The sequence below is a fragment of the Micromonospora sp. DT227 genome, from assembly GCF_049841835.1.
Classification (GTDB): domain Bacteria; phylum Actinomycetota; class Actinomycetes; order Mycobacteriales; family Micromonosporaceae; genus Micromonospora.
Window position 1 is genome coordinate 553,158 of sequence record NZ_JBNCLA010000004.1, and the last position, 20,772, is coordinate 573,929.

Consider the following 20,772-nt stretch of genomic DNA (forward strand, 5'->3'; position numbering starts at 1 on the left):
AGCACGGGCCGGACACGGTCAGACCGTCCGGCGCCCAACACGGGTGCAGACATCGGTGCCGGACGGCGTGTCCGTCGGGGTGGGCCGGCTGGACCGACGAACAGGACGAGCATCCTACGAGTCGGGACCTTCGAGGCCGCCGAAGAGGTCATCGTTCAGGACGCCCCACTTAAAGGTTCGTAGAGATCCATCATCGAGGGACCTGCGTTGAGCATGACCGGCCCGTCAGCGATGATGAGGTGTGCGCAGCGTGCGGGTACGCCGACTGTTTGCGGTCGTCGCGGTCGGCGTAACCGTGGCCCTGCTCGCACGAGCCGGCTGGTCAGTGCGTGAAAACGACCTCGACTGGGGCGACAAGGCTGCCAGTGTCGCCGGATTCGTGCTCCTGGCCGCCGGCACACTTACGGCGATCCTGCGCCGGCTACTGGGGTGGACCCGCGACGCGAAGCCCCTATCCAACGCGGATCTCGAGCAGGCCACCGAGGACCTTGCCGTAGCCCTCACCCGCATCTGGGCCAACGAGGAACGGCTACGGCGGATCAACGACCCGTGGCCGCTGCCCGTGCGATGGGCGACCGCCAACAGCCCCAGCAGTGACACAGGTGAACCGAACGACGCGCCAGGCACCAGCGCCGGCGTGTTCACCGACGTCGCGGCGTTCTTCACGGCTTTGGCCACACCACGGCTGGTCATCCTCGGCACTGCCGGGTCGGGAAAGAGCGTGCTGGTAGCCCGCCTGGTCCGCGACCTCCTGGCCGCACGATCGGCCGGAGATCCCCTGCCCGTTCTCGTGCCGCTGGGCAACTGGCACACCGGAGCCACCCTGAGCCGGTGGCTGGCGGACGAACTGGTGAACCTCAGCCCCGCGCTCGCCGCGCGGGTACGCGCCGACGACCACGCACCCGTCACCGTTGCTCAAGCGCTGGTCGACGCCGCGAGGATCCTGCCCGTCCTGGACGGATTGGATGAGCTGCCCGCACCAGAGCGCGCCTGGGTGATTGAGCAGATCAACGCCTACGGCTCGGACCGACCGCTGGTGATGACCAGCCGCCCGGATGAATACCGAGGCGCCGAGCATCGGGCGGGACGCCCGATAGCACTCGCCACAGCGGTGCACCTGCGTCCGCTATCCACCGACGAGGTGCGCGACTACCTCCTCGCCGCCACCGCGGGCGCGCGAACGGGCCGCTGGCAGGCCATCTTCGACAACGTCACCGCCGCGCCGACCGGCGTGGCGGCGCAGGTGCTGACGAACCCGCTGATGCTGTGGTTGGCCCGCACCGTGTACGAGCGCCAAACCAACGATCCGGCGGAGCTTCTTACCTTCTCCGATGCGCACGCCATGGAACAGCACCTGCTGGAAGCCCTGATACCTGCGGTCTACGGTGACCGGTCCGCTCCGACGCCGTTTCGCTGCCGCCCGAAGCAGGCACGGCGGTGGCTGGCCGCTCTGGCCGCCGACCTGGCCCGCGCGGACAGCCGAGACCTCGCCTGGTGGCGGATGAGCGACCCCAGCCGGTTCTGGGCGTCGCTTGTCGTTGCGGTGCGCTGCGCCGTCGGCGCGGCGCTGCTCTGGGGTGCCGTCGCCCTCGCCATCGCACTGGACGCACCCGACCCGGGACGAAACCTCTTCGCCGAGTGGGGTCGACTGGCCTCGTCAGGACCGATCGGTGTCCACCTCCCGCCGTCGGTCACGGAGACGATAGACGCCCTACAGGTCTCTGATCTGCCACCGGAGATCGACGTCGACGTGATGGCCGACCCGCGGGTATTCGCCTCGTGGGTGGCGGTGTGGGCGATCTTGGGCACCGGTCTTGTCGCCCTGGGACGCTCCGTCGAAGTGCCGCCGCTGCCCTCGGCCCTTGGGCGGCGCCCCGTCACCTGGCGGTGGACGCTCGTGCGACTCTGGGTCGGCGTCTCGCTGACCGGGCTGACCGCCCTGGGCGTCGCGCGAACCTGGTATCCGCATCTGGCGGTGCCGAAGATCAACGGCTTCCTGCTGACAGCAGCGGTGGTTGGCGTGGTCATAGCCAACGCGCCGGGCTGGCTCGTGCAGCCGGTGGACGTTTCCCGCGCCGTCGGGCCGGCGCAGCTGGTGCGTCTGGACAGACGCGCCGGACTGATCTCGATGCTCGGCCAACGCGGCACCTTCGCGCTGCTCATCTGGCTGTTCGCCGGCCCCGTCACACTCGTCGGCTACCTCGCCTACGCCGTGGCTCACACCGCCGTGACCGCGCTGATCGGCGACTTCGGTCCGGCGTCCAGTCGCTTCGCGGCCACGCGGTTGTCCTACGCGCTCCGGCGCCGCCTGCCCTGGCGGATCATGCCGTTTCTGATCGACGCCCACCGGCGTGGCGTGTTACGCCAGATCGGCGCTGTCTACCAGTTCCGCCATCTCCGACTGCAGAACCACCTCGCAGAAGCCGACGCCAACGGACGTGTGCAACAGCGCTTGGAACAGCTCGTCACCTGGATCGAGCGGCACCGCACTGCGCCGAGCCGTGACGCGTTGGTCCTGCAACGGCTGCCGTGGTCCCGTCAGCGCTGGCGCGATCCCACCCTGGCCACGAAACTCGCTGCCCGTGCACCCGCCGCCGAGAATCTCACCGATCCGAACGACGATTGGAGCACCGGTTGGGAGGCAGCCCACACATGGCAGTTGGGTCCGTGGCGTCAGCTGGCCAAGCAGGGCACGTTACTGCCCGGCGAGCACGTGCGTGTTCACCTGACTATGCATCCCGTAGCGGTGCTGCCCGCCGTGACGGTCCTCGTCGCGAGTATCGCTCCATGTCTCTTCCTGTTCCCGAGCCTGCTGTGCCTTGCGATCGGACTGATCATTACCGCCGCCGTGCCGTTCTTCATCGCCTCCAGCGAGCAGGTGACCGTCACGAACCTCCGCATGCGAGTGGCGACAATGTCACGATACGTCGAGCTGCCGTTGCGGCACATCACCGACCTGCGATACGAGCAGTCCCTACCCGGCAGAGTGCTCGGATACGGCCAACTGAAGGTCACCACCGTCGACGTCGCTCAAGGCGACACCACCAGTCGGCGCACGAAGCGTGTGTCGGTCGGCTGGCACAGCATGGAGGCAACCGCTGAGGGAACAGTGATCGCCCACCTGACGGGCCTGCGAGACGTGCCCCGCGCCTACGAGCTGATACGTCACCTGCTTCCGCCGGACCGCGCCTCCAACCGACCGCACGATCTACCTCCAGTCGGATCCGACACCACCACCAGAGCCTCAACCGGACGCGCCGCCACCCAGATGGCCGCGCCGGACGCCAACGACGCCCTCCATCCGGGAAAACCGTCGCTGAGCCACCAGGAACCTCAGCCAGATGAGTAGAGGCCATCCCCTCGCGCAGGTCCCTGGTCGCGACACGTATGAAGCCCCGCCGCCCGCTTCGCCCACGGTTATCAGACCACCCGTAGACGCTCACGCTGCGGCCGATCGCGGGACGGCTGCCTCTCACGCGATCCTGCGCTCCCGTGGAGCCGCAAGCCGAGCAGACCGACAAGAAGCCGGTGCGGGTCCGGAAGCGTCGCGCCGGTGCTGACGACGCTGGGCCGGTCAGCGTCATCGCCGGCACAACACCCGCGCTTCGCTCGCGATGTGAGCACATGTCCGCAGCCCACGTCTAGGGTGTTGCCGTGATCCTCTCGGACTGGTCGGATGTACCCGATCGCCTGGCCAGATTGTCGACGCACCCGTCTGCCGGCACGGTCTTCGGAGCCAATGGCCATCAGTGGCGACGCGAGCCGCCGCTGACCACGAATGAGCTGGCCGAGCTGGAGTCACAGCTGGCTGTCGAGCTACCCGTCGAGTACCGTTCCTTTCTTCTACAGGTCGGTCGTGGGGGCGCGGGCCCGGCGTACGGGCTCTTTTCCGTTCAACGGGTCGGCGGCCGTTGGCACTGGGCAGGCGACGGCGCCGAACTCACCGACCTGGAAACGTTGGGCCAGCCGTTCCCGCACACCGACGCATTCAACCCCGCAGCCGACCTGCCGGATCCCCCCGATGAGGCGGACTTCGGCTCCGAGGGCAAGTTCAACGAGGCTGAAGACGCTTACTGGCAGCAGCACGATGCCGTCGCCTTCTCACCCGAACACTCCATCGGGCTGCTCTATCTCTGTCACCTTGGCTGCGCCTACCGCGAAGCCCTCGTCATCAGCGGACCAGCCCGCGGTCAGATGTGGGCGGACGACACCGCCAGCGACGGCGGGTTCTGGCCGCTGCACGAGCCCGACGGAACCCCGACGGGCTTCACGCGCTGGTACCGAGGCTGGCTCGAACAGGCCGAAGAGCAAACCCAGTAGTCACCGACGTCGCGAGGCGGCACGCTGGGTGACCTGCATCGGCCACCTCGCCGACATCTGGGACAACAACACCGTCGGCCTGAGCTTCGACACCCTGCACTTGAGCATCGCCGCGCCACCTGTCACCCCCGACCTAGCCCTGCAGGTGACCGCCGAACATTTCGCCTTCTGCCCGGACAACATTTGGCAGAGCCACACCGAGACCTTCCGCAGGTACGCCGACGCAATCATGGGCTTGAACTGCTGGACCTTCTGGTGGGACTGACCCTGCTGAGGTAGCGCGCTCATGAGCGCCCCTGCGGATCGACTGGAATAGCGGGCACGGTGCAGCCTCGAAGACGACTGTCAGGGGCCGCGACAGCGGGCGTGGACCAGCTCGACCTGACCACCATGCGACCGGTCGCTGAGGTTGGAGGCCATCCAGGCCTGCCGTTGCCGGAAAGGCATCCACAGCTTGAGCCGGGATGCTCTCAACGGCGCCACCGGCCAGCTGGCGGAAATTGTTGACCGCGGGCCCGGGCCTCACCGCCGTACGCGCTCCGGTCGACTGACCGCCGGCCGCCGGCGCTCGTCTGTGACGGCGCGGAAAGCCGGAAACGCGTTTCTCCGACTGGCGTTCCCTCCGTAGGATCACCGGCGATCAAGGGGGATGAAGCGGTGGGCGATTTCGAGCGTTTCGCGACGGATGTGACTTCACGTCTGTCCACCATGGCCAAGGGTGAGTTGTACCTCGTGGGTGACGGTCTCGACCGGGACTCGCTCTGGCTCACCTTTCTCGATTCCTTCCCCGCCGGCACCAATCTGCGCTTCCGTGAGCGATCCGAGTACGACTGTTCGACCTGCCGCGGTTTCGTCAAGCACTTCGGCAACGTCGTCGAGATCCACGACGGGCGGGTCCGTACCGTCTGGTCCGGGGTGTCGGGCTCCGACCCGGTCTTCTCCGTCGTCGCCGCCGCCTTGGACGAGTTCGTTCTGTCGCTGCCGTTGTCCACCGTCTTCCGGTCCGCTCAGGCGCAGTACGGAACGAAGACCACCCGAACGCTGCGCGACGGCCAGGTCGAGGTGTGGCACCACCTGCACGGCCGGGTGGAGCGGCGGCACCGCACCGAGGACGTCGGCGCGGCGCAGGGCACCTTTGACGCCGCGGTGCAGGTCTTCCAGCGTGGCCTGACCGAGCTGACCCGGCACGCTCTGGACACCGTCGTCGACCTTGTCGACGGCAACGCCCTCTACCGCGGCGCGGAGCATCGCCGGGCGGTGACCGAGTTCCGCTCGCTGCAGAGCCGGTGGACCCAGGCCGCCGACCGGCGTGCCTTTGTCTTCGCCAACGCCATGAACCCGGCGGCCCGGTTCCGCAACACGGTGATCGGCACCCTCGTCCAGGATCTCTCCGCGGGCGTCGACCTGGAGCAGGCGGTCCGGTCGTTCGAGGCGAAGGTGGCGCCGCAGAATTACCAGCGCCCCACGGCGTTGATCACCCCGGGCATGGTCAAGGCCGCCATGAAGACCATTGCCGAGTTGGGCATCGAGGAGTCGTTGCAGCGACGGTTCGCCCGGCTGTCCGACGTGTCGGTCACCAACGTGCTGTGGGTCAACAACGACACGCAGGCACGGATGAAGGACGGCATCGAAGGGCTGCTGATGCAGGCGGCCACCTCCAGGTCGTCGAGTGCGCTCCTTCGCGACGCCGAGCCGGAGGCGATCCCCGTGGTCTCCTTCCTGAAGGACATCCTGCCCGGTGCCGCCGCCATCGACCTGTGGGTCGCCAACTCCTACGAGCCGCACTTCGTCAGCCTCACCGTCGGCCGGCATCCGGCTGCTCCGCGGTTGTTCACGTGGGACAACGATTTCGGCTGGTCGTACGGCGGCAACGTCACCGACTCGATCAGGGAGAGGGTCAAGCGGGCCGGCGGCAACGTCACCGGCAAGCTGCGGGTGAGTCTGTCCTGGTTCAACCACGACGACCTCGACCTGCACGTGTACGAACCCAACGGTGACCACATCTGGTACCAGGAGAAGCGCAACAAGCTGGATGTCGACATGAACGCCGGCGGGACGCTCTCCCGCGAGCCGGTGGAGAACGTCACCTGGACCGACCGGGTGCCCGACGGTGAGTACCGGATCGAGGTGAACCAGTACCGCAGGCGGGACAGCACCCAGGTCGGCTTCGTGGTCGAGACCGAGAGCAACGGGAAGATCGAGCATTACCGCCACGAGCGCGCGGTCGGCCACAAGGAGACCGTCGAAGTGGGCCGGATGACGGTCACCGGCGGGGTGATCACCGCTTTCCGACCGGGTGAGGACGTGCAGCCGGGCAGTGCGAGCAAGGAGTTGTGGGGCATCACCACCGAACAGTTCGTACCGGTGTCCACCATCATGTACTCGCCGAACTACTTCGACGACAACGAGGTCGGCAACCGGCACTACTTCTTCATGCTGAAGGGGTGTGTGAACGATCAGCCGACACGGGGGATCTACAACGAGTTCCTCCGCGGCGACCTGCAACCACATCGCAAGGTTTTCGAGGTGCTCGGCGACCGCACCAAGTGTGAACCGTCTCCGGACCAGCTTTCCGGCCTCGGCTTCAGCTCCACCGTCCGCAACTCCGTGGTCGCCAAGGTCACCATGACCGGCGGCCGGCGCCGCCTCATCAGCATCCAGTTCTGAACCCCCACACAGATACTTCAGAGAGGCCACCGTGACCATTTTCGAGAAGGCCACGCGGGAGAAGTTCCGCTATCCGTCGGCCAAGGGACTGCTGACCACGGAGCAGCTGTGGGAGCTTCCGCTGACCGCCAAGTCCGGCTTCAGCCTCGATGATGTGGCCAGGGCGGTCAACGCCGAACTCAAGGCCGTCGACACCGAGTCGTTCGTGGCCACCGAGGCCAATCCGGCCAAGGCGACCCTGGAGACCAAGCTGGAGGTCGTCAAGCACGTCATCGCCGTCCGCCTCGCGGAGGACCAGGCGGCGAAGGCGGCGGCGGCCAAGAAGCTGGAGAAGGAGAAGCTGCTGGCGGTCCTGGGCCGCAAGCAGGACGCGGTCCTGGAGAACCTGACCGAGGCAGAGCTGCTGGCCCGGATCAACAACTTGTAGCCCGCCGAACAGCGGCTCCAGCGGTCATTCCGGCCCCGACCGTGCGCCGACGCGGAGAGCGAGGAGTCTTCGCCCAACGGTGGGCAGCCGGCCGATGGCCACCGCACTTCAGCCGCACGTGGCCATCGATTGTCGGTCGGTAGCGGCGGGTGAAGCGGGCGGTGGCGCCGCAACCACCTGTAGCCGACGGCCCGGGATCACGCCATCGTCACACGGAGATCGTCCACGGCCCAGAACCAGTTGTTGCTGGCGTTGTAGTAGCGGAACTTGACCCGCACCGAGGTCGCATTCGCCGGTACGGGCACGGTCAACGACTCCACGCGCGCGCGGGCATCGGTGGTGTACCGCTTCACCACCTGGTCGCGCCTGCCGTTGAACGACACGAGCACGTCGCCGGTCTGGCCGCCCTCCTGCACGTAGTGGGTGACGTAGCGGATCGAGAGTGATCCGCCCGCGGTGACCGGACAGGTGGGGCTCACCAGAGTGGAGTCGAAGGTCGATCCACCCGGCAGGTCGTCGAACTCGTCGGAATCGGCCACGGCGAAGACCCCCCGGAGGCGGAGTCCGTTCTCCCGTTCCTGATCCGACTGGGCGCGGGTCCAGAACTCCTCGTTGGTGAAGGACCAGCCGCGCCACTCGGTGACGCCACCGCTCGGCACGGCGGAGCGGTCGACGCTCCAGCCGGCCGGGCCGGTGGGGGTCCAGCCCCGCACGGAGTCCGGGATGCCGGTCTCGTCGACCCGGGGTCGCAGCGTCAGGGCGTCGAACGGTTCACCGGCGCGCACCGCGAGCGGCCGGCCGTCGAGGTTCCACGACGGCTGCACCGCGATGCCGAGGTGGGTGAGGACGGTGGGGGCGACGTCGACGAGCCTGGTGTCGACCGGGCGGGCGCCGGCCGCGTGGCCGGTGCCCTTGGCGAGGATCCAGGTACGTCGCTCGTCGTCGGTTCCGCAGCCGCCGTGGCCCCCGGAGGGCACCTGGTGGCCGTGATCCGTGGTCACGATGATCAGCCATTCCTCGGACGCGTACGTGGGCCGGGAGGCGACCGCGTCGAGCAGTTGCGCGAGCTGCGCGTCCTGGGTCTCGATCGCGGCGCCGTAGGCGTCCCCGGTGCCGCCGGCGTGGGCCACCGCGTCGGTATTGCCGAGGTAGACGAACGCGGCGTCGACGTCGGAGCCGCGCAGCTGGGAGACGGCGTCGGCGGTCACCTTGGCATCCTCGGCGGCATAGCCGCCGGTGTCGCCGTCGTAGGTCACCCGGGTGTCGATGGCGGGCCCGAAGACCGACTGCGTGTGCAATGCCGGCCAGTCCACGATCGACAGGGTGCGGCGGGCCGGAGTTACCTGCTCGACGCGGGTGAGGAAGTCCGGATAGGCGCCGAACCGGGCGCCGGAGAAGCTGTTGTCCCGCACGCCGTGGCGGTCCGGCCAGACGCCGGTGCTCACGGTCGACCAGCCCGGGCCGCTCAACGACGCGGCGACCGATCCGCAGTAGAGCAGGCTGGCGCCGAGCGTGCCGGCTGCGGACAGACCGTTCAGGGTGGGGGCGTCGGCCTGCCCCACCTTCGACCAGTTGACGCCGTCCATTCCGACGACGAGCACCTTGCGCACCGGCGCGGCCCCCTGGGCGGCGGGGCCGGTGACGGTGAGGGTCGTCAGCACGACCGCCACCAGCGCGGCCGTCGTGCGTGTTCTCGTACCCATCGAAGCTCCTCGGCGGTGAAGGGGCGGGGACCGGGGCTAGTGCTCGGTGTGCCCGAGGGCGGGTCGCCCGAGGAGGCGGACGCTCGGGCGCGCGGCGTGCAGCTCCAGCACGACGATCTCGTTGTGTCGCGTTCGCAGCAGGGGTGCGGGGACGTAGAGGGTGCGCTGGGGTCCGCGGCTCCAGTACCGGCCGAGGCAGAACCCGTTGATCCAGGCGACGCCCTTGCCCCAGGACGAGGTGTCGAGGAACAGGTCCCGGCCAGGGTCCGTGACGGCGAACTCGGCACGGCAGAACACCGGACCGGACAGCGACGACTCGACCGGGTGGCCGTCGCGCACTGCCCGCGCCACCGTGTCGATGTCGTCGAGCCGTAGCGGGCGCACGGTCCAGGTGTCGATCGTCGCGCCGTCCAGCCCGGCGGGGCCGATCAGTCCCTTGGGCTCACCGGTGCGCGGCCCGTAGTTGACCCGGCCGAGGTCCTCGACGAGCAGCTCCACGAGGTCGCCGTCGTCGGCCCGGATGCCGATCATCCGCTCGCCGTGGTCACGGCTGAGGACGCCCCGGCTGCGTCGGTCGACGAACACCTGCGCCCGGTCGCGGACCTCGGCGACACTCAGCACCCCGTGGCCGGACGGCGGCAGGTGCGGGGTGTAGAGGGTGAATCCGGTGTACTGGCCGATGTCGTCGGCGGTGGGCAGGTACGGGTAGGTCGATGGTTGGCCGAGCAGGTCGAGCACGTCCCACAGGGCCAGCGAACGGGTGAACCTGGCCTCGACCGGTGGAGCGGGCGCGGTGGGCGCGGCGGGCGGTGCCGGCGGGACGTCGGCGTGGCGCGCGATCACCTCCCGGAAGGCCCAGTACTTGGCGGTGGGGGTGCCGGCCTCGTCCAGCGGCGCGTCGTAGTCGTAGCTGGTCACGACGGGCTGGTAGGTGCCCTTGTCGTTCGCGCCGTTGGTGAACCCGAAGTTGGTGCCGCCGTGGAACATGTAGATGTTGACCGACGCGCCGCTGGACAGCAGCGCGTCGAGGTCGGCGGCGGCCTGGTCGACGTCGGTGGTGTGGTGGTGGCCGCCCCAGTGGTCGAACCAGCCGTCCCAGAACTCCGCGCACATCAGCGGCCCGGTGGGCTGGTGTGCCCGGAGCGTGGCCAGCCGCTCCCCGGGGCGCGAGCCGAACGAGGCGGTCCGGTGCAGCTCGGGCAGTCCGCCGTCGCGCAGCATGTGATCGACCGGCTGGTCGACGGTGGTCAGCGGCACCGTGACACCGGCACGGCGGGTCAGCTCGGTGAGCGTCCGCAGGTAGGCGCGATCGTCGCCGTATGCGCCGTACTCGTTCTCGACCTGCACGAGGATGAGCGGTCCGCCGGCGTCGATCTGCCGTGGGACCAGGATCGGGGCGAGTGCCTCGTAGTACTCGGTGACGGCGTCGAGGTACCGGGGCTCGGTGCGCCGGATGCCGGTCGTCGCGTCGCGGAACAGCCAGGCGGGCAGTCCTCCGTTGTCCCACTCCGCACAGATGTAGGGGCCGGGGCGGACGAAGGCGTACATGCCCTCCTCGGCGACGAGATCGAGGAACCGACCCAGGTCGAGACCGCCGTCGGTGCGGAAGACGCCACGCTGTGGGCTGTGGGCCTGCCAGCAGACGTACGTCTCGATGGTGTTGAGTCCCATCTGGCGTGCCTTGCGGATCCGGTCGCGCCACAGCTCGGGATGGACACGGAAGTAGTGCAGGGCCCCGCTGAGGACGCGGAAGGGCCTGCCGTCGAGGAGAAAGTCCGTCGCACCGATGTCGAAGGTCGTCACCCGCGGTCGCCTTCCCGGGCGTCGACCGCCCCGCCGGCGGTGATGCGGTGCAGTCGTCCGGGCTCGGTGCCGGTGGCCTCGAGGAGCAGGTCGAGTCCGTCGCGCAGCCAGGCGGTGGGGACGATGAGCAGATCGCCCCGCCCACCCCGGAGGGTGGCACCGGGCGGCGGCGCGCCGATCCAGACGCGGCCGAGGTGGTGGCCACCGGCGAGCGCGGTGGCCAACAGCGCCTCACCGGCGAACCGGACGATGACGTTCGCCTCGTCGGCGACCACCAGGTCCGCCGTGCCCAGGTGCAGCCACCGGGCCTGTCCGGCGGGGACGGTGAGCGGCAGTTCAGCGTCGCCGAGCCGGGCGTCCCGGCGGCCGGCGAGGAGTTCGGCGGTGGCCTGCCGGGCGATCTCCCAGCGGTCGATGAGGTGTCCCCGCAGCAGGCCGAGTCGGCCGACGGGCTCGCCCCACATGCGGCGGGCCTCGATGGTCAGCTCGTCGCCGTCGTGCAGGTCACCGAGGTACAGCACCGGTGCGAGCGGGGTGATCGCGCCGCGTGGCATGCCGTTGACCGCGACGTCCAGCCGGGCCTGGCACCCGGTGGCCCGCAGCGCGGCCGGACCGGGACGATACAGGGTGCGCCGGTGGCGCAGGGTCTGCGGGAACCGGCCGGACATCCAACCTCCGATGTCACCGCGCGGTGGTGGGGTGGTCCCGACCGCCGGCGGCACACCGGCGTCCAGGAACCATCCGGAGGACAGGTCGGCGACGTCGGTGACGGCGAGCACGCCGGCGACACCGCGCAGCGCGCCGAGGCGCAGCGACGGCAGGCGGCCGTCGTCAAAGTTCGAGTGGCCCCAGACCCGGGTCGTCACCCGTAGCTCGGTGTCCGGGTCGGTGACGATGTCGGTGAAGGGGATCCACAGGTCGGTGCCGCCGTTGGCGACCCAGCCACCGGAGGTGCCGGCGACCTGGACGTCGATGACGTCGGCGGCGCCCCGCAGCACGAGTCCGGTGACGCCACGGAGGTCCGTGACGGTGCGGTAGCTGCCGGCGCCACGGTGGACGCCGAGCCGTTCCAGGGGCACCGCCTCGCTGTCCCGCGCGACGGTCCGCCAGGTGGCGGGGGCGCTGTCGGTGGTCGACGACCGGGCGGTGGTGACCTCCCGGCTGGTGGCCGGTGGAGGCGGGGGCGGCGGCTCGGCCGGCTCGACCACAAGCGTGACGACGCCGGCAGCGGTGCCCACCACCACCGACCCCTCCGACCCGGTCACCCGGAGCAGGTCGGGGCGGCCGGTGGCCGGCTCGACCCGTACGTCGCCCTCCGGGGTCGCCGACCAGTCGCCGGTGACGCGCAGCAGCAGTTGCGCGTCGGGACGGCCGGCGAACCTGGCGGTGACCTGTCCCGGCCGCTCGACCAGGCCGGTCAGCTCGGCGCTCGCCTCGACCAGCCGGCCGGCGACACCGGGCAGCGGCAGGTCGCGTACCAGGAGCAGGCAGGTGGCCGCGGGCACGGTCACGGCCGTCGCGCCGACCGTGCCGGTGGTGTCGGCGTCGGTGAGGTTGGTCAGGGACAGCAGTTGGCCGCCGCCGTGCAGGTCGAGGGCGTACGGCGCGACGGTGAGGTCGCCGTGCACGTCGTCGGCGACTCCCGCGGGCACGGCGGCGGCGAGGCGTGGGCCGAGCGCGTCGATGAGCGCGGCGAGACGGCGGGCCTCCGCCGCGTCGGCCCGCTCGGCCCCGGTGGGGTCGAGAACGCCACCGAAGTCGTAGTCGTGGGTCATGAAGGCGAGCAGGTCGCCCCAGTTGTTGACTGAGGTGCCGTACTCGCCGTTCCAGCCCGAGGCCTGAAGGTACGGGCCGAGCAGACGCGCACCGCTGGTCAGCAGGCGTTTGAGCGTGCGGTGCAGCCGGTTGGTCTCGGTGACCAGCAGCGGCAGGTCCTGCTTGCGCAGCGCGGCCTCGAAGTAGGCGGCGTGGGCCTCGATGTCGGTCGCCTCGTCGTCGGGGTACAGGTTCACCGCCGGGACGGCATGGGTTGCGCCGCCGGCGGCACGCTCGATGTCGCCCTGGCCGGCGCAGGCGACGAGCGGGACGGTGACGCCGTGCCGGCGGGCGGAGCGCACGAGCGCGTCAAGGTATTCGGCCGGGTCGTCGCAGTCGAAGAAGTCCAGCTCGTTCTCGACCTGCACGAGCAGCACGGCGCCGCCGTCGGGGTACTGGTGCCGCGCGAGGATCGGCATGATCTGCCCGTACCAGCGGTCCACCTCGGCGAGGTAGCGCGGCTCGTGTTGCCGCACGCGTAGCCCATCGGTCAGCGTCAGCCAGGCGGGCAGGCCACCACCGTCCCATTCCGAGCAGATGTAGGGGCCGGGGCGGGCCAGCACCAGCAGCCCGGCATCGCGGGCCAGGTCGAGGAAGTGCGCGATGTCGCGCTGCCCGGTGAAGTCCCACTCCCCCGGTTCGGGTTCGTGCAGGTTCCAGGGTACGTACACGTCGACCGCGTGGTAACCGAGCCGGGCGACGGCGGCCAGCCGGTCGCGCCACTGCTCCCGGGGCACCCGGAAGGGAAACAGCGAGGCGCACAGCAGCACCCGGGGCACGCCGTCGACCCGCAGTTCGGTGCCGGCAAGTTCGATGCTTCTCATTTCAGACCCGCGCTTCCACTGACGACACCGGCCTCGTAGAGGTATTTCTGGCCGAAGTAGTAGACGGCCACCATCGGCAGGATCAGGATCAGCGCGCCTACCATGACCATGTTCCAGGGCGGGGTCTGGGCGCCGGAGCTGGTGGCCGAGAGCACCTGGATGCCCAGGGCGAGCGGCATCTTCTCCTCGCTGTTCAGGTAGATGAGCGGGCCGAAGAAATAGCCCCAGTTGAAGGTGAACGTGAAGATCGCGACGGCGACGAGGACGGGCTTCATCAGCGGCATGATGATCCGGCGGAACAGCCCGAAGTGGCCCAGGCCGTCGAGCATGGCCGCCTCGTCGAGTTCGGCGGGGATACGGGTGATGAACTGCCGGATGAGGAAGACGTTGTACGCGTTGGCGAAGAAGTTGGGCACGATGATCGGCAGCAGGGTGTCGATCCAGCCGAGGTGGCGGAACAGAATGAACTGGGGAATCAGCAGCACCTCGGCCGGGATCATCATCGTCGACAGCAGCACGCCGAAGAGGACGTTCTTTCCGGGCGCCCGCAGCCGGGCGAAGCCGTAGGCGACCAGCGCGCTGGAGAGGGTCATGCCGACGCAGGACACGACGACGATCACGGTGCTGTTGAGCAGGAACCGTCCGATGGGGATGTCGGCGGTGAAGGCCCGGACGAAGTTGCCGAACTCGAACTCGGTGGGCAGGAACCGGAAGGACATCTCGCGGGTGGTCTGATCGCTGGACAACGCGATCGACACCATGAAGACCAGCGGCGCCAGCAGGAACGCCGAGACGACGGTGAGGATGGCATACCGGGTCGCGGCGCGGCTCGCCCGAACTGCTCGTACGCTCACGAGCGAACCTCCGACTCGTAGAAGACCCAGGCCCGGGACGAGCGGAGGATTCCGGCACTGAAGATCATGATGATGAGGAACAGCACCCACGCCAGCGCGGACGCGTAGCCCATGTGGTAGAAGCGGAAGGCGTTGTCGTAGACGTAGGGCACGAGCATGAGGCTGGCGTTCGACGGCCCGGACTTGCCGTCGGTGAGCACGTACACCTGCGAGAAGACCTGGAACGCGGCGATCATGCCGGTGATCAGGTTGAAGAACAGGACCGGCGTGACCAGCGGCACCGAGATGCGCCAGAACCGTTGGGTGCCGCCGGCCCCGTCGAGGCGGGCGGCCTCGTACAGTTCCGGCGGCACGCTCTGCAGGGCGGCGATCAGCAGGATGGTGCCGGCACCGACCTGCCACAGCGACAGCAGCACGATCGCGGGGATGACCCAGTCCTCGTCGAGCAACCACGCCGGCCCGTCGATACCGAACCAGGAGAGGAAGCCGTTGACCGGTCCGGTCTCCGGCGCCAGCAGCCAGCGGAAGATCATCGCCGAGGCCACCAGCGGCACCAGGGCCGGAAGGTAGACGACGGTGCGGAAGAAGCGCGCTCCGGGCATCGGCCGGCTCAGCAGATTCGCCAGGGCAAGCGCGATGAGCAGCGACAGCGGCACGGACGCCACGGCAAAGTAGAGGGTGTGCCGCAGCGCCGGCCAGAACAGCGGATCTTCGGTGAACAGTTGGGTGTAGTTGGCCAGTCCGACGAACGTCGGAGTGGAGAACGAGTCCCAGTCGGTGAAGGACAGCCACAGCGACGCGAGCATCGGTACGGCGGTGAACACCACGAACCCGAGAAGCCATGGTGACACGAAGGCGTAGAAGATCCACTTCTCGCGACGTCGCCGCAGTCGTACGGGCCGGCGCGAGGGGGGTGCGGCGACGATCGCCATGATGGTCCCTTCTCGGTCCGGGGGCGGGCAGGGACGCTGCCCGACCCCCGATCGATGGCGATGTCAGCGGATGATGCGTTCCAGGGACTTCTGGACGCGGTCCAGGCCGGCCTGCACCGAGTCCTCGCCCTTCCAGACCGGCGTCATGCCGTCGGTGAACGCCTTCTGCATCTCCTTCCATTCGGGCACCAACGGCGGGCTGTAGATCACCGGAGCGGACTCGGCGAACGCCGCCAGGTTCACGCCCCGGGTGTTCCAGGTCGGCTTCTTGAACGCCTCAGAGGCGACCGCCTCCAGATTCGCCGGCACGTCGAGACCGCTGGTGACGATGGGCAACTGCCCCTCGGCGGAGGTCAGGTAGGCCACCAGGCGCGCCGCCTCGTCCTTGTGCCTGCTGCGGCTCGACACCGCCAGGCCGCTGCCGAAGGCGGGCACCGCGCTCTTCCGGCCATGCCACAGGGGGGCGATGTCCCACTTGACCCTGGATTCCTTGAGCGACGCGATGTTCCAGAACCCGGTCGTCACCATGGCCAGCTTGCCCTGCTCGAACAGCGCGTCGGGCTTGCCGTTGTCCAGACCGGCGTTGGCGTAGTCGACCGGCGACGGCGCGGAGTGGTCCTTGAGCACCACGTCGTTGTAGAACTGCAGCGCCTCGACGTTCGCCGACGAGTTCACCACCGGGACGCCGGAGGCGTCGAGCACGCTTCCGCCGTTCTGGTACATCCAGGTCATCGTCCAGGGCCACCAGTCGCCGGCCGCGTACCCCCAGGACTTCACCTTGCCACCGTCGCGGACGGTGAGCTTCGCCGCGGCCTCGCGGAACCGCGTCCAGTCCCAGGTGCTGTCGGGGTAGGCGACGCCCTGGGCGTCGAAGATGTCCTTGTTGTAGTAGACGACCATCGCGCCACCACGGTCGGGCGCCGCCCACAGCTTGCCGTCGGTGGAGTAGGTGTCCAGGGCGCCCTGCCCGAAGCGGCCGACCGGGTCGACACCCGCGCTGGCCAGCCGGGGCTTCAGATCCTCCAGTTGGCCCTTGCTGGAGTAGACGTTGACCGCCTCGTCGATCATCAACACGTCTGGCGCCTGGGCGCCGGCGAACATCGTCTGCACCTTGGTGTCGTAGTTGTCGTTGTCGATCTGCACGAGCTTGACGTCGATTCCGGGTAGCGCCTTCTTCGCCTGGGCCAGACGCTGTTCGAAGACGGCCTTGTCATTCTCGTTGCCGCGGATGGTCAGGGTCAGGGTGGTGCCGCTGGCGGCGGGCTCGTCTGAGCCGCAGGCGGTGAGGCCGGCGGCGGCCAGGCTGGCGGCCAGCAACGCCGCGACGACCCGGCGGAGGGCAGTCGGTGGTGCGAACATCGGCGGATTCCTTTGTGGTGGGAGGTGGCTCAGCCGGCCGGTTGCCGGCGGGAGGAGGTCGGGGTGTCCGTCGCGCCGTCGGGCATCGATTCGAGGTAGCCCTCCAGAGCGAACGCGGCGGCGCCGAGGCTGACCGAGTTGCCGCGCGGGTGTTGCAGGTCGAGGGCGAGTCCCGTCATCGGAACGGCGAGGGCGTGGGCCCGCAGGTGAACGCGGGCCCGTTCGAGCAGTTGCTTGCCGAGCAGGCCGGCCACCCAGCCGCCGAGCAGCACGATGTCCGGGTTGAGCAGGTTGACGATCGAGGCGGCACCGACGCCGAGGTAGCGGCTGGTGCGCTCGACGACCTCGAGCGCCGTCGGGTCACCCTGGTCGGCGGCCTCGGCGATCGCGGTGACCGTGGCGGTCTGGTCGTCGCCGTGCAGCAGCGGGCTGTCCGGGGACGTCTCCCGCAGGGACTGCAGGATGCCCGGGGCTCCGACGTACGCTTCGACGCAGCCGCGTGAGCCGCACCGGCAGGCCCGGCCATCGGCGACGACGACCGTGTGCCCCCACTCTCCGGCGCTGTTCATGCGCCCGCGCAGCACCCGGCCACCGAGCGCGATGCCCGCGCCGACCCCGGTGCCCAGGTTGAGCACGACGAAGTCCTGTTCCCGGCGTTCCGGGTGGGACCACATCTCGGCGATGGCCAGGGACTTCAGGGGGTTGTCGAGGAACAGGGGCGCATCGACGGAGTCGGCCAACAGGGCGCGGAGCGGCACGTCGTGCCAGTCCCAGTTCGGGGCGAACACCGAGGTGCCGCCGACCGGGTCGACCTGACCGGGTGCGGAGACGCCGACCCCGAGCAGCGGGCGCCCCTCGTGCCGGGCGCGCTCGGCGGCGATCACCTGCTTGACCCGCTCCACGACGTGGTCGGGGCTGCGCTCGTGCACGTCGATGTCGCACTCGGTCGACGAGATCGGTTCGAGGGCGGCGTCGAACGCCTCGGCGTGCACGTAGGTCTCGGCGATGTCGATGCCCAGCAGGAGCCCGTGTTCACCGTTGAGGGACAGCTTCGCCGTCGGGCGGCCCGCCGGGGCCCGCTCCCGGGCCACCTCGGCGATGACCCCGTGCTCCAGCAGGGCGGAGCAGATGGTGGCCACGGTGGCGAAGCTCAGGCCGGTCAGTTCGGCCAGTTCGCGACGACTGGCGTCGCCGTGGGCGTGGATCGACCGGACGACGGCGAACGAGTTGCGTCGACGGATGTCTGCGGCAGTGCGCACGGTGGCTCCCGGTTGATCGATGTTCGGCTGCTTATTCTGAGTACCGGAAATACTACTGTCAAGACTAGTTATTTGAGTCGTAATAATGCACCCTGCTTCGTACCGCCCCGGCGCGCACCGCAGCGCCCACCACCCACCCGGGCGGTCGTCCGATCCCCCGACCACCGGCTCCGTAGCCCTCGGGCATCCGTGGATCGGACGCAGAACTCCTGACGGAGGCATGGATGAGACGCACCACGACCCCATCACTACTCGGCGCCCTGCTCCTGACCGTCACCACGGGCGCCGTCGCCCTCACCCCGTCCCCCGCGATGGCGTCGACGGCGATCACCTCCCCGGTCAACCCCAACCTGGTCCTGCAGGACGAATTCCAGGGCTTCGGCACCTCGCTGGCCTGGTGGAGCGACGTCGTCGGCGGGTGGAGCGAGCCCGCCCGCTCCCAGCTGATGGACTACCTGTTCACCGACTCGTTCACCAGGGACGGGCAGACCGTGCAGGGCATCGACCTCAGCATCGCCCGCTACAACGCCGGCGCGAGCGAGCCAGGGGCGAGCTACCCGGTGGTCGACCCCCACCTGCCCACACGCAACGGCGCCTGGATCGACAGCCTTGTGCAGGCCGACGGCAGCTACAACTGGAACGTCGACGCCAACCAGCGGTGGGTGCTGGCGCAGGCCGCACAGCGCGGCGTCGGCACCTTCGAACTGTTCGCCAACTCCGCGCCCTGGTGGATGACCTACAGCGGACACCCGGCCGGCCGGTACTCGTACAACTCCCCCGAGGGCTGCTCGCACAGCAACCTGCGACCGGAGTACCAGGACGACTTCGCCGCCTACCTGGCCACCGTGGCGGACCGCTTCGCGACCGTCGGCGTCAACGGCTCCGGCAGCCCCAAGATCAATTTTCGGACCATCGAGCCGTTCAACGAACCGTCAAACGGTTGGTGGTGCTGGGGCAACAACCAGGAAGGCACCTATCTGACCGCCGCCGAGCAAAGCTCGATCATCACCAACCTCCGGTCGGCGCTGCGCACCCGCGGCATGAACACCGACATCGCCGCCACCGACAGCAACAACTACGCCGGCATGGTGTCGGAGTACGACGCGCTGTCCGACGCCGCCCGCGCCGAACTCGGCCAGATCAACGCCCACGGGTACGCCGGCTCCGACGCCGCCCCGATCCGCGACCGGGTCCGCGCCCGCGACCTGCGCTTCTGGCAGTCCGAGTGGGGCCCCGCCGGCTGGGGCGGCTACGACATCACCTCAGAACTCGACGCCGGGCTGGAACTGGCCACCCGGGTCACCAACGACCTGTCGTACGTCGGCGCCAACGGCTGGCTCTACTGGCAGGCCGTCGAGGACAGCTCCCGGGGCAGCGGCCCCGGCTACTGGGGTCTGATCCAGGCGCCGCTGGACGGGTCCGCGCAGAGCTACGCCATCCAGAAGCAGTTCTACACCCTCGGCCAGTACAGCAAGTTCATCAAGCCCGGCTACCAGATCATCGACGCCGGCAACGGCAAGTCCGTGGCCGCGTACGACCCGGCGAGCCGCAAGCTGGTGCTGGTCACCTACAACGACACCGCCGAGACGCTGCCGGTGAACTTCCAGCTCAACCGGTTCGCCACCAGCGGCGCCACCGCACAGGTGTGGCGCACCTCCGCCACCGAGAACCTCGCCCAGCTCGCCCCGGTCACCGTCAACTCCGGCACGCTGGCCGCCTCCGTACCCGCCAACTCCGTGGTGTCGTACGTGCTGAGCAACGTCGGCTACAACGCCGCCGGCAGCACAGCGGAGATCGTCAACGACTCGGCCGCCGCCTACTCCGGCTCGTGGCAGGACGCCGGCTACAGCGGCGGCGCGGTCGGCGCGTACGGGCTGTGGGACCAGGACGAGCACTCGTCGCAGAGTGCCGGCGCCACCGCGACGTACACGTTCCAGGGCACGAAGGCGTCGCTGTTCGGCACGCTCGCCCCGTCCAGCGGCCGGGTCGGTGTCTCGGTGGACGGCGGCGCGGAGACCACGCTCAACCTGTACAACACCGTGCGGCTCGACGGCGTGCAGGTGTGGAGCAGTCCCGCCCTCGCCGCGGGACGGCACACCGTGCGGGTCCGGGTCCTCGGCCAGCCGGGCACGTCCGGCGGCGGGGTGTGGGGCAACGTCGACCGGCTCGTGGTGGAGGACTCCGCCTGGACCGACTGCGCCGCCGACGGTCAGACCTGCGCGTTCACCGGCACGTCCGAGGTCCGCTACGGCGCGGACGGCGACTACGTGCGCGGCGTGCACACCGGCGGTGTCGCCTGCACCGGCACGGTGTTCGGGCACACCACGCCGGGCGCGGAACGCTGCTGGCGCCGGGACGTGTCCAGCACGCAGCTCGTGGCGATGCACAGCCAGCAGTGCGCCGGGGTCAGCGGCAGCGGCACGGCCGCCGGCACCGACGTCGTGCAGTGGACCTGCACCGGCGGCAGCGAGCAGCGGTGGTCGCTGGAGAAGACCACCGGCGGCTACCGGCTGCGGCCCTCGCACGCGAGCACCATGTGTCTGGACGTGGCCGGTGGCGCCACCTCCGCCGGCGCGAACGTGCTGCAGTGGACCTGCGGCAGCGCCGCCAACCAGGTCTGGAACCTGACGTACGCGCGGGACGGCTACTACCGGGTGACCCCGAGTCACGCCACCGGCATGTGCCTGGACGTGGCCGGTGCCGCCACCGGTCCCGGCGGCGACATCGTCCAGTACACCTGCAACGGCTACCCCAACCAGCTGTGGAAGCTGGCCCGGTCGTAACCCACCTGAGCACGGGGCCGTCGCGG

Annotated in this window: 13 protein-coding genes; 6 read left to right on the top strand and 7 right to left on the bottom strand. The window is 69.5% G+C overall.

All coding sequences use genetic code 11. The annotated features are described in order from the left end of the window. Positions 1-250: 250 nt before the first annotated feature. The 5 genes from ACLQ2W_RS17530 to ACLQ2W_RS17550 all read left to right on the top strand — a co-directional run bounded on the left by ACLQ2W_RS17530 (position 251) and on the right by ACLQ2W_RS17550 (position 7,414). The gene (locus tag ACLQ2W_RS17530) at positions 251-3,349 is read left to right on the top strand and encodes an NACHT domain-containing protein (protein ID WP_425787349.1); all 3,099 of its coding nucleotides are present in this window, start codon (positions 251-253) and stop codon (positions 3,347-3,349) included. A 305-nt stretch (positions 3,350-3,654) separates the two neighbouring features. Beyond that, positions 3,655-4,320 carry an SMI1/KNR4 family protein gene (locus ACLQ2W_RS17535; protein WP_425787350.1) on the top strand — a complete coding sequence of 222 codons (666 nt, stop codon included), beginning with the start codon at positions 3,655-3,657 and terminating at the stop codon, positions 4,318-4,320. Positions 4,321-4,348: 28 nt separating this feature from the next. After that, a complete protein-coding gene (locus tag ACLQ2W_RS17540; RefSeq protein WP_425787351.1) occupies positions 4,349-4,585 on the top strand; it encodes a DUF4253 domain-containing protein in 237 nt (78 codons plus the stop codon). 392 nt (positions 4,586-4,977) lie between these two features. Next, positions 4,978-6,987 carry a hypothetical protein gene (locus ACLQ2W_RS17545; protein ID WP_425787352.1) on the top strand — a complete coding sequence of 670 codons (2,010 nt, stop codon included), beginning with the start codon at positions 4,978-4,980 and terminating at the stop codon, positions 6,985-6,987. A 31-nt stretch (positions 6,988-7,018) separates the two neighbouring features. Further along, positions 7,019-7,414, top strand: a complete 396-nt coding sequence (locus ACLQ2W_RS17550) for a hypothetical protein (RefSeq protein WP_425787353.1) — start codon at positions 7,019-7,021, stop codon at positions 7,412-7,414. A gap of 197 nt (positions 7,415-7,611) precedes the next feature. On the opposite strand, the gene ACLQ2W_RS17555 is transcribed toward ACLQ2W_RS17550, so the two are convergent. The 7 genes from ACLQ2W_RS17555 to ACLQ2W_RS17585 form a co-directional block, all read right to left on the bottom strand. Further along, complete coding sequence (locus ACLQ2W_RS17555) at positions 7,612-9,117, bottom strand: alkaline phosphatase family protein (protein ID WP_425787354.1); 1,506 nt, start codon at positions 9,115-9,117, stop codon at positions 7,612-7,614. A 36-nt stretch (positions 9,118-9,153) separates the two neighbouring features. Beyond that, positions 9,154-10,920 (bottom strand): glycoside hydrolase family 35 protein, encoded by a 1,767-nt coding sequence (locus tag ACLQ2W_RS17560; protein ID WP_425787355.1) that lies wholly within the window; start codon positions 10,918-10,920, stop codon positions 9,154-9,156. Continuing rightward, positions 10,917-13,559, bottom strand: a complete 2,643-nt coding sequence (locus ACLQ2W_RS17565) for a beta-galactosidase (RefSeq protein ID WP_425787356.1) — start codon at positions 13,557-13,559, stop codon at positions 10,917-10,919. Before ACLQ2W_RS17565 ends, ACLQ2W_RS17560 begins: the two co-directional genes overlap by 4 nt. After that, positions 13,556-14,413, bottom strand: a complete 858-nt coding sequence (locus tag ACLQ2W_RS17570) for a carbohydrate ABC transporter permease (RefSeq protein ID WP_425787357.1) — start codon at positions 14,411-14,413, stop codon at positions 13,556-13,558. Before ACLQ2W_RS17570 ends, ACLQ2W_RS17565 begins: the two co-directional genes overlap by 4 nt. Further along, positions 14,410-15,345, bottom strand: coding sequence for a carbohydrate ABC transporter permease (locus ACLQ2W_RS17575; protein ID WP_425787358.1), 936 nt, complete (start codon positions 15,343-15,345; stop codon positions 14,410-14,412). Before ACLQ2W_RS17575 ends, ACLQ2W_RS17570 begins: the two co-directional genes overlap by 4 nt. A 63-nt stretch (positions 15,346-15,408) precedes the next feature. Then, complete coding sequence (locus ACLQ2W_RS17580; RefSeq protein WP_425787359.1) at positions 15,409-16,704, bottom strand: ABC transporter substrate-binding protein; 1,296 nt, start codon at positions 16,702-16,704, stop codon at positions 15,409-15,411. A gap of 29 nt (positions 16,705-16,733) precedes the next feature. Next, positions 16,734-17,963, bottom strand: a complete 1,230-nt coding sequence (locus tag ACLQ2W_RS17585; RefSeq protein ID WP_425787360.1) for an ROK family transcriptional regulator — start codon at positions 17,961-17,963, stop codon at positions 16,734-16,736. A 224-nt stretch (positions 17,964-18,187) separates the two neighbouring features. Here ACLQ2W_RS17585 and ACLQ2W_RS17590 point away from each other — a divergent pair, with 224 nt between their 5' ends. Then, positions 18,188-20,746: an RICIN domain-containing protein gene (locus tag ACLQ2W_RS17590; protein ID WP_425787361.1), complete on the top strand. Its 2,559-nt coding sequence runs from the start codon at positions 18,188-18,190 to the stop codon at positions 20,744-20,746. Positions 20,747-20,772 lie beyond the last annotated feature (26 nt).

Coding starts and splice junctions, on each gene's coding strand:
- ACLQ2W_RS17580 (WP_425787359.1), bottom strand. CDS start 16,704: ATGTTCGCACCACCGACTGCCCTCCGCCGGGTCGTCGCGGCGTTGCTG.
- ACLQ2W_RS17575 (WP_425787358.1), bottom strand. CDS start 15,345: ATGGCGATCGTCGCCGCACCCCCCTCGCGCCGGCCCGTACGACTGCGG.
- ACLQ2W_RS17555 (WP_425787354.1), bottom strand. CDS start 9,117: ATGGGTACGAGAACACGCACGACGGCCGCGCTGGTGGCGGTCGTGCTG.
- ACLQ2W_RS17590 (WP_425787361.1), top strand. CDS start 18,188: ATGAGACGCACCACGACCCCATCACTACTCGGCGCCCTGCTCCTGACC.
- ACLQ2W_RS17565 (WP_425787356.1), bottom strand. CDS start 13,559: ATGAGAAGCATCGAACTTGCCGGCACCGAACTGCGGGTCGACGGCGTG.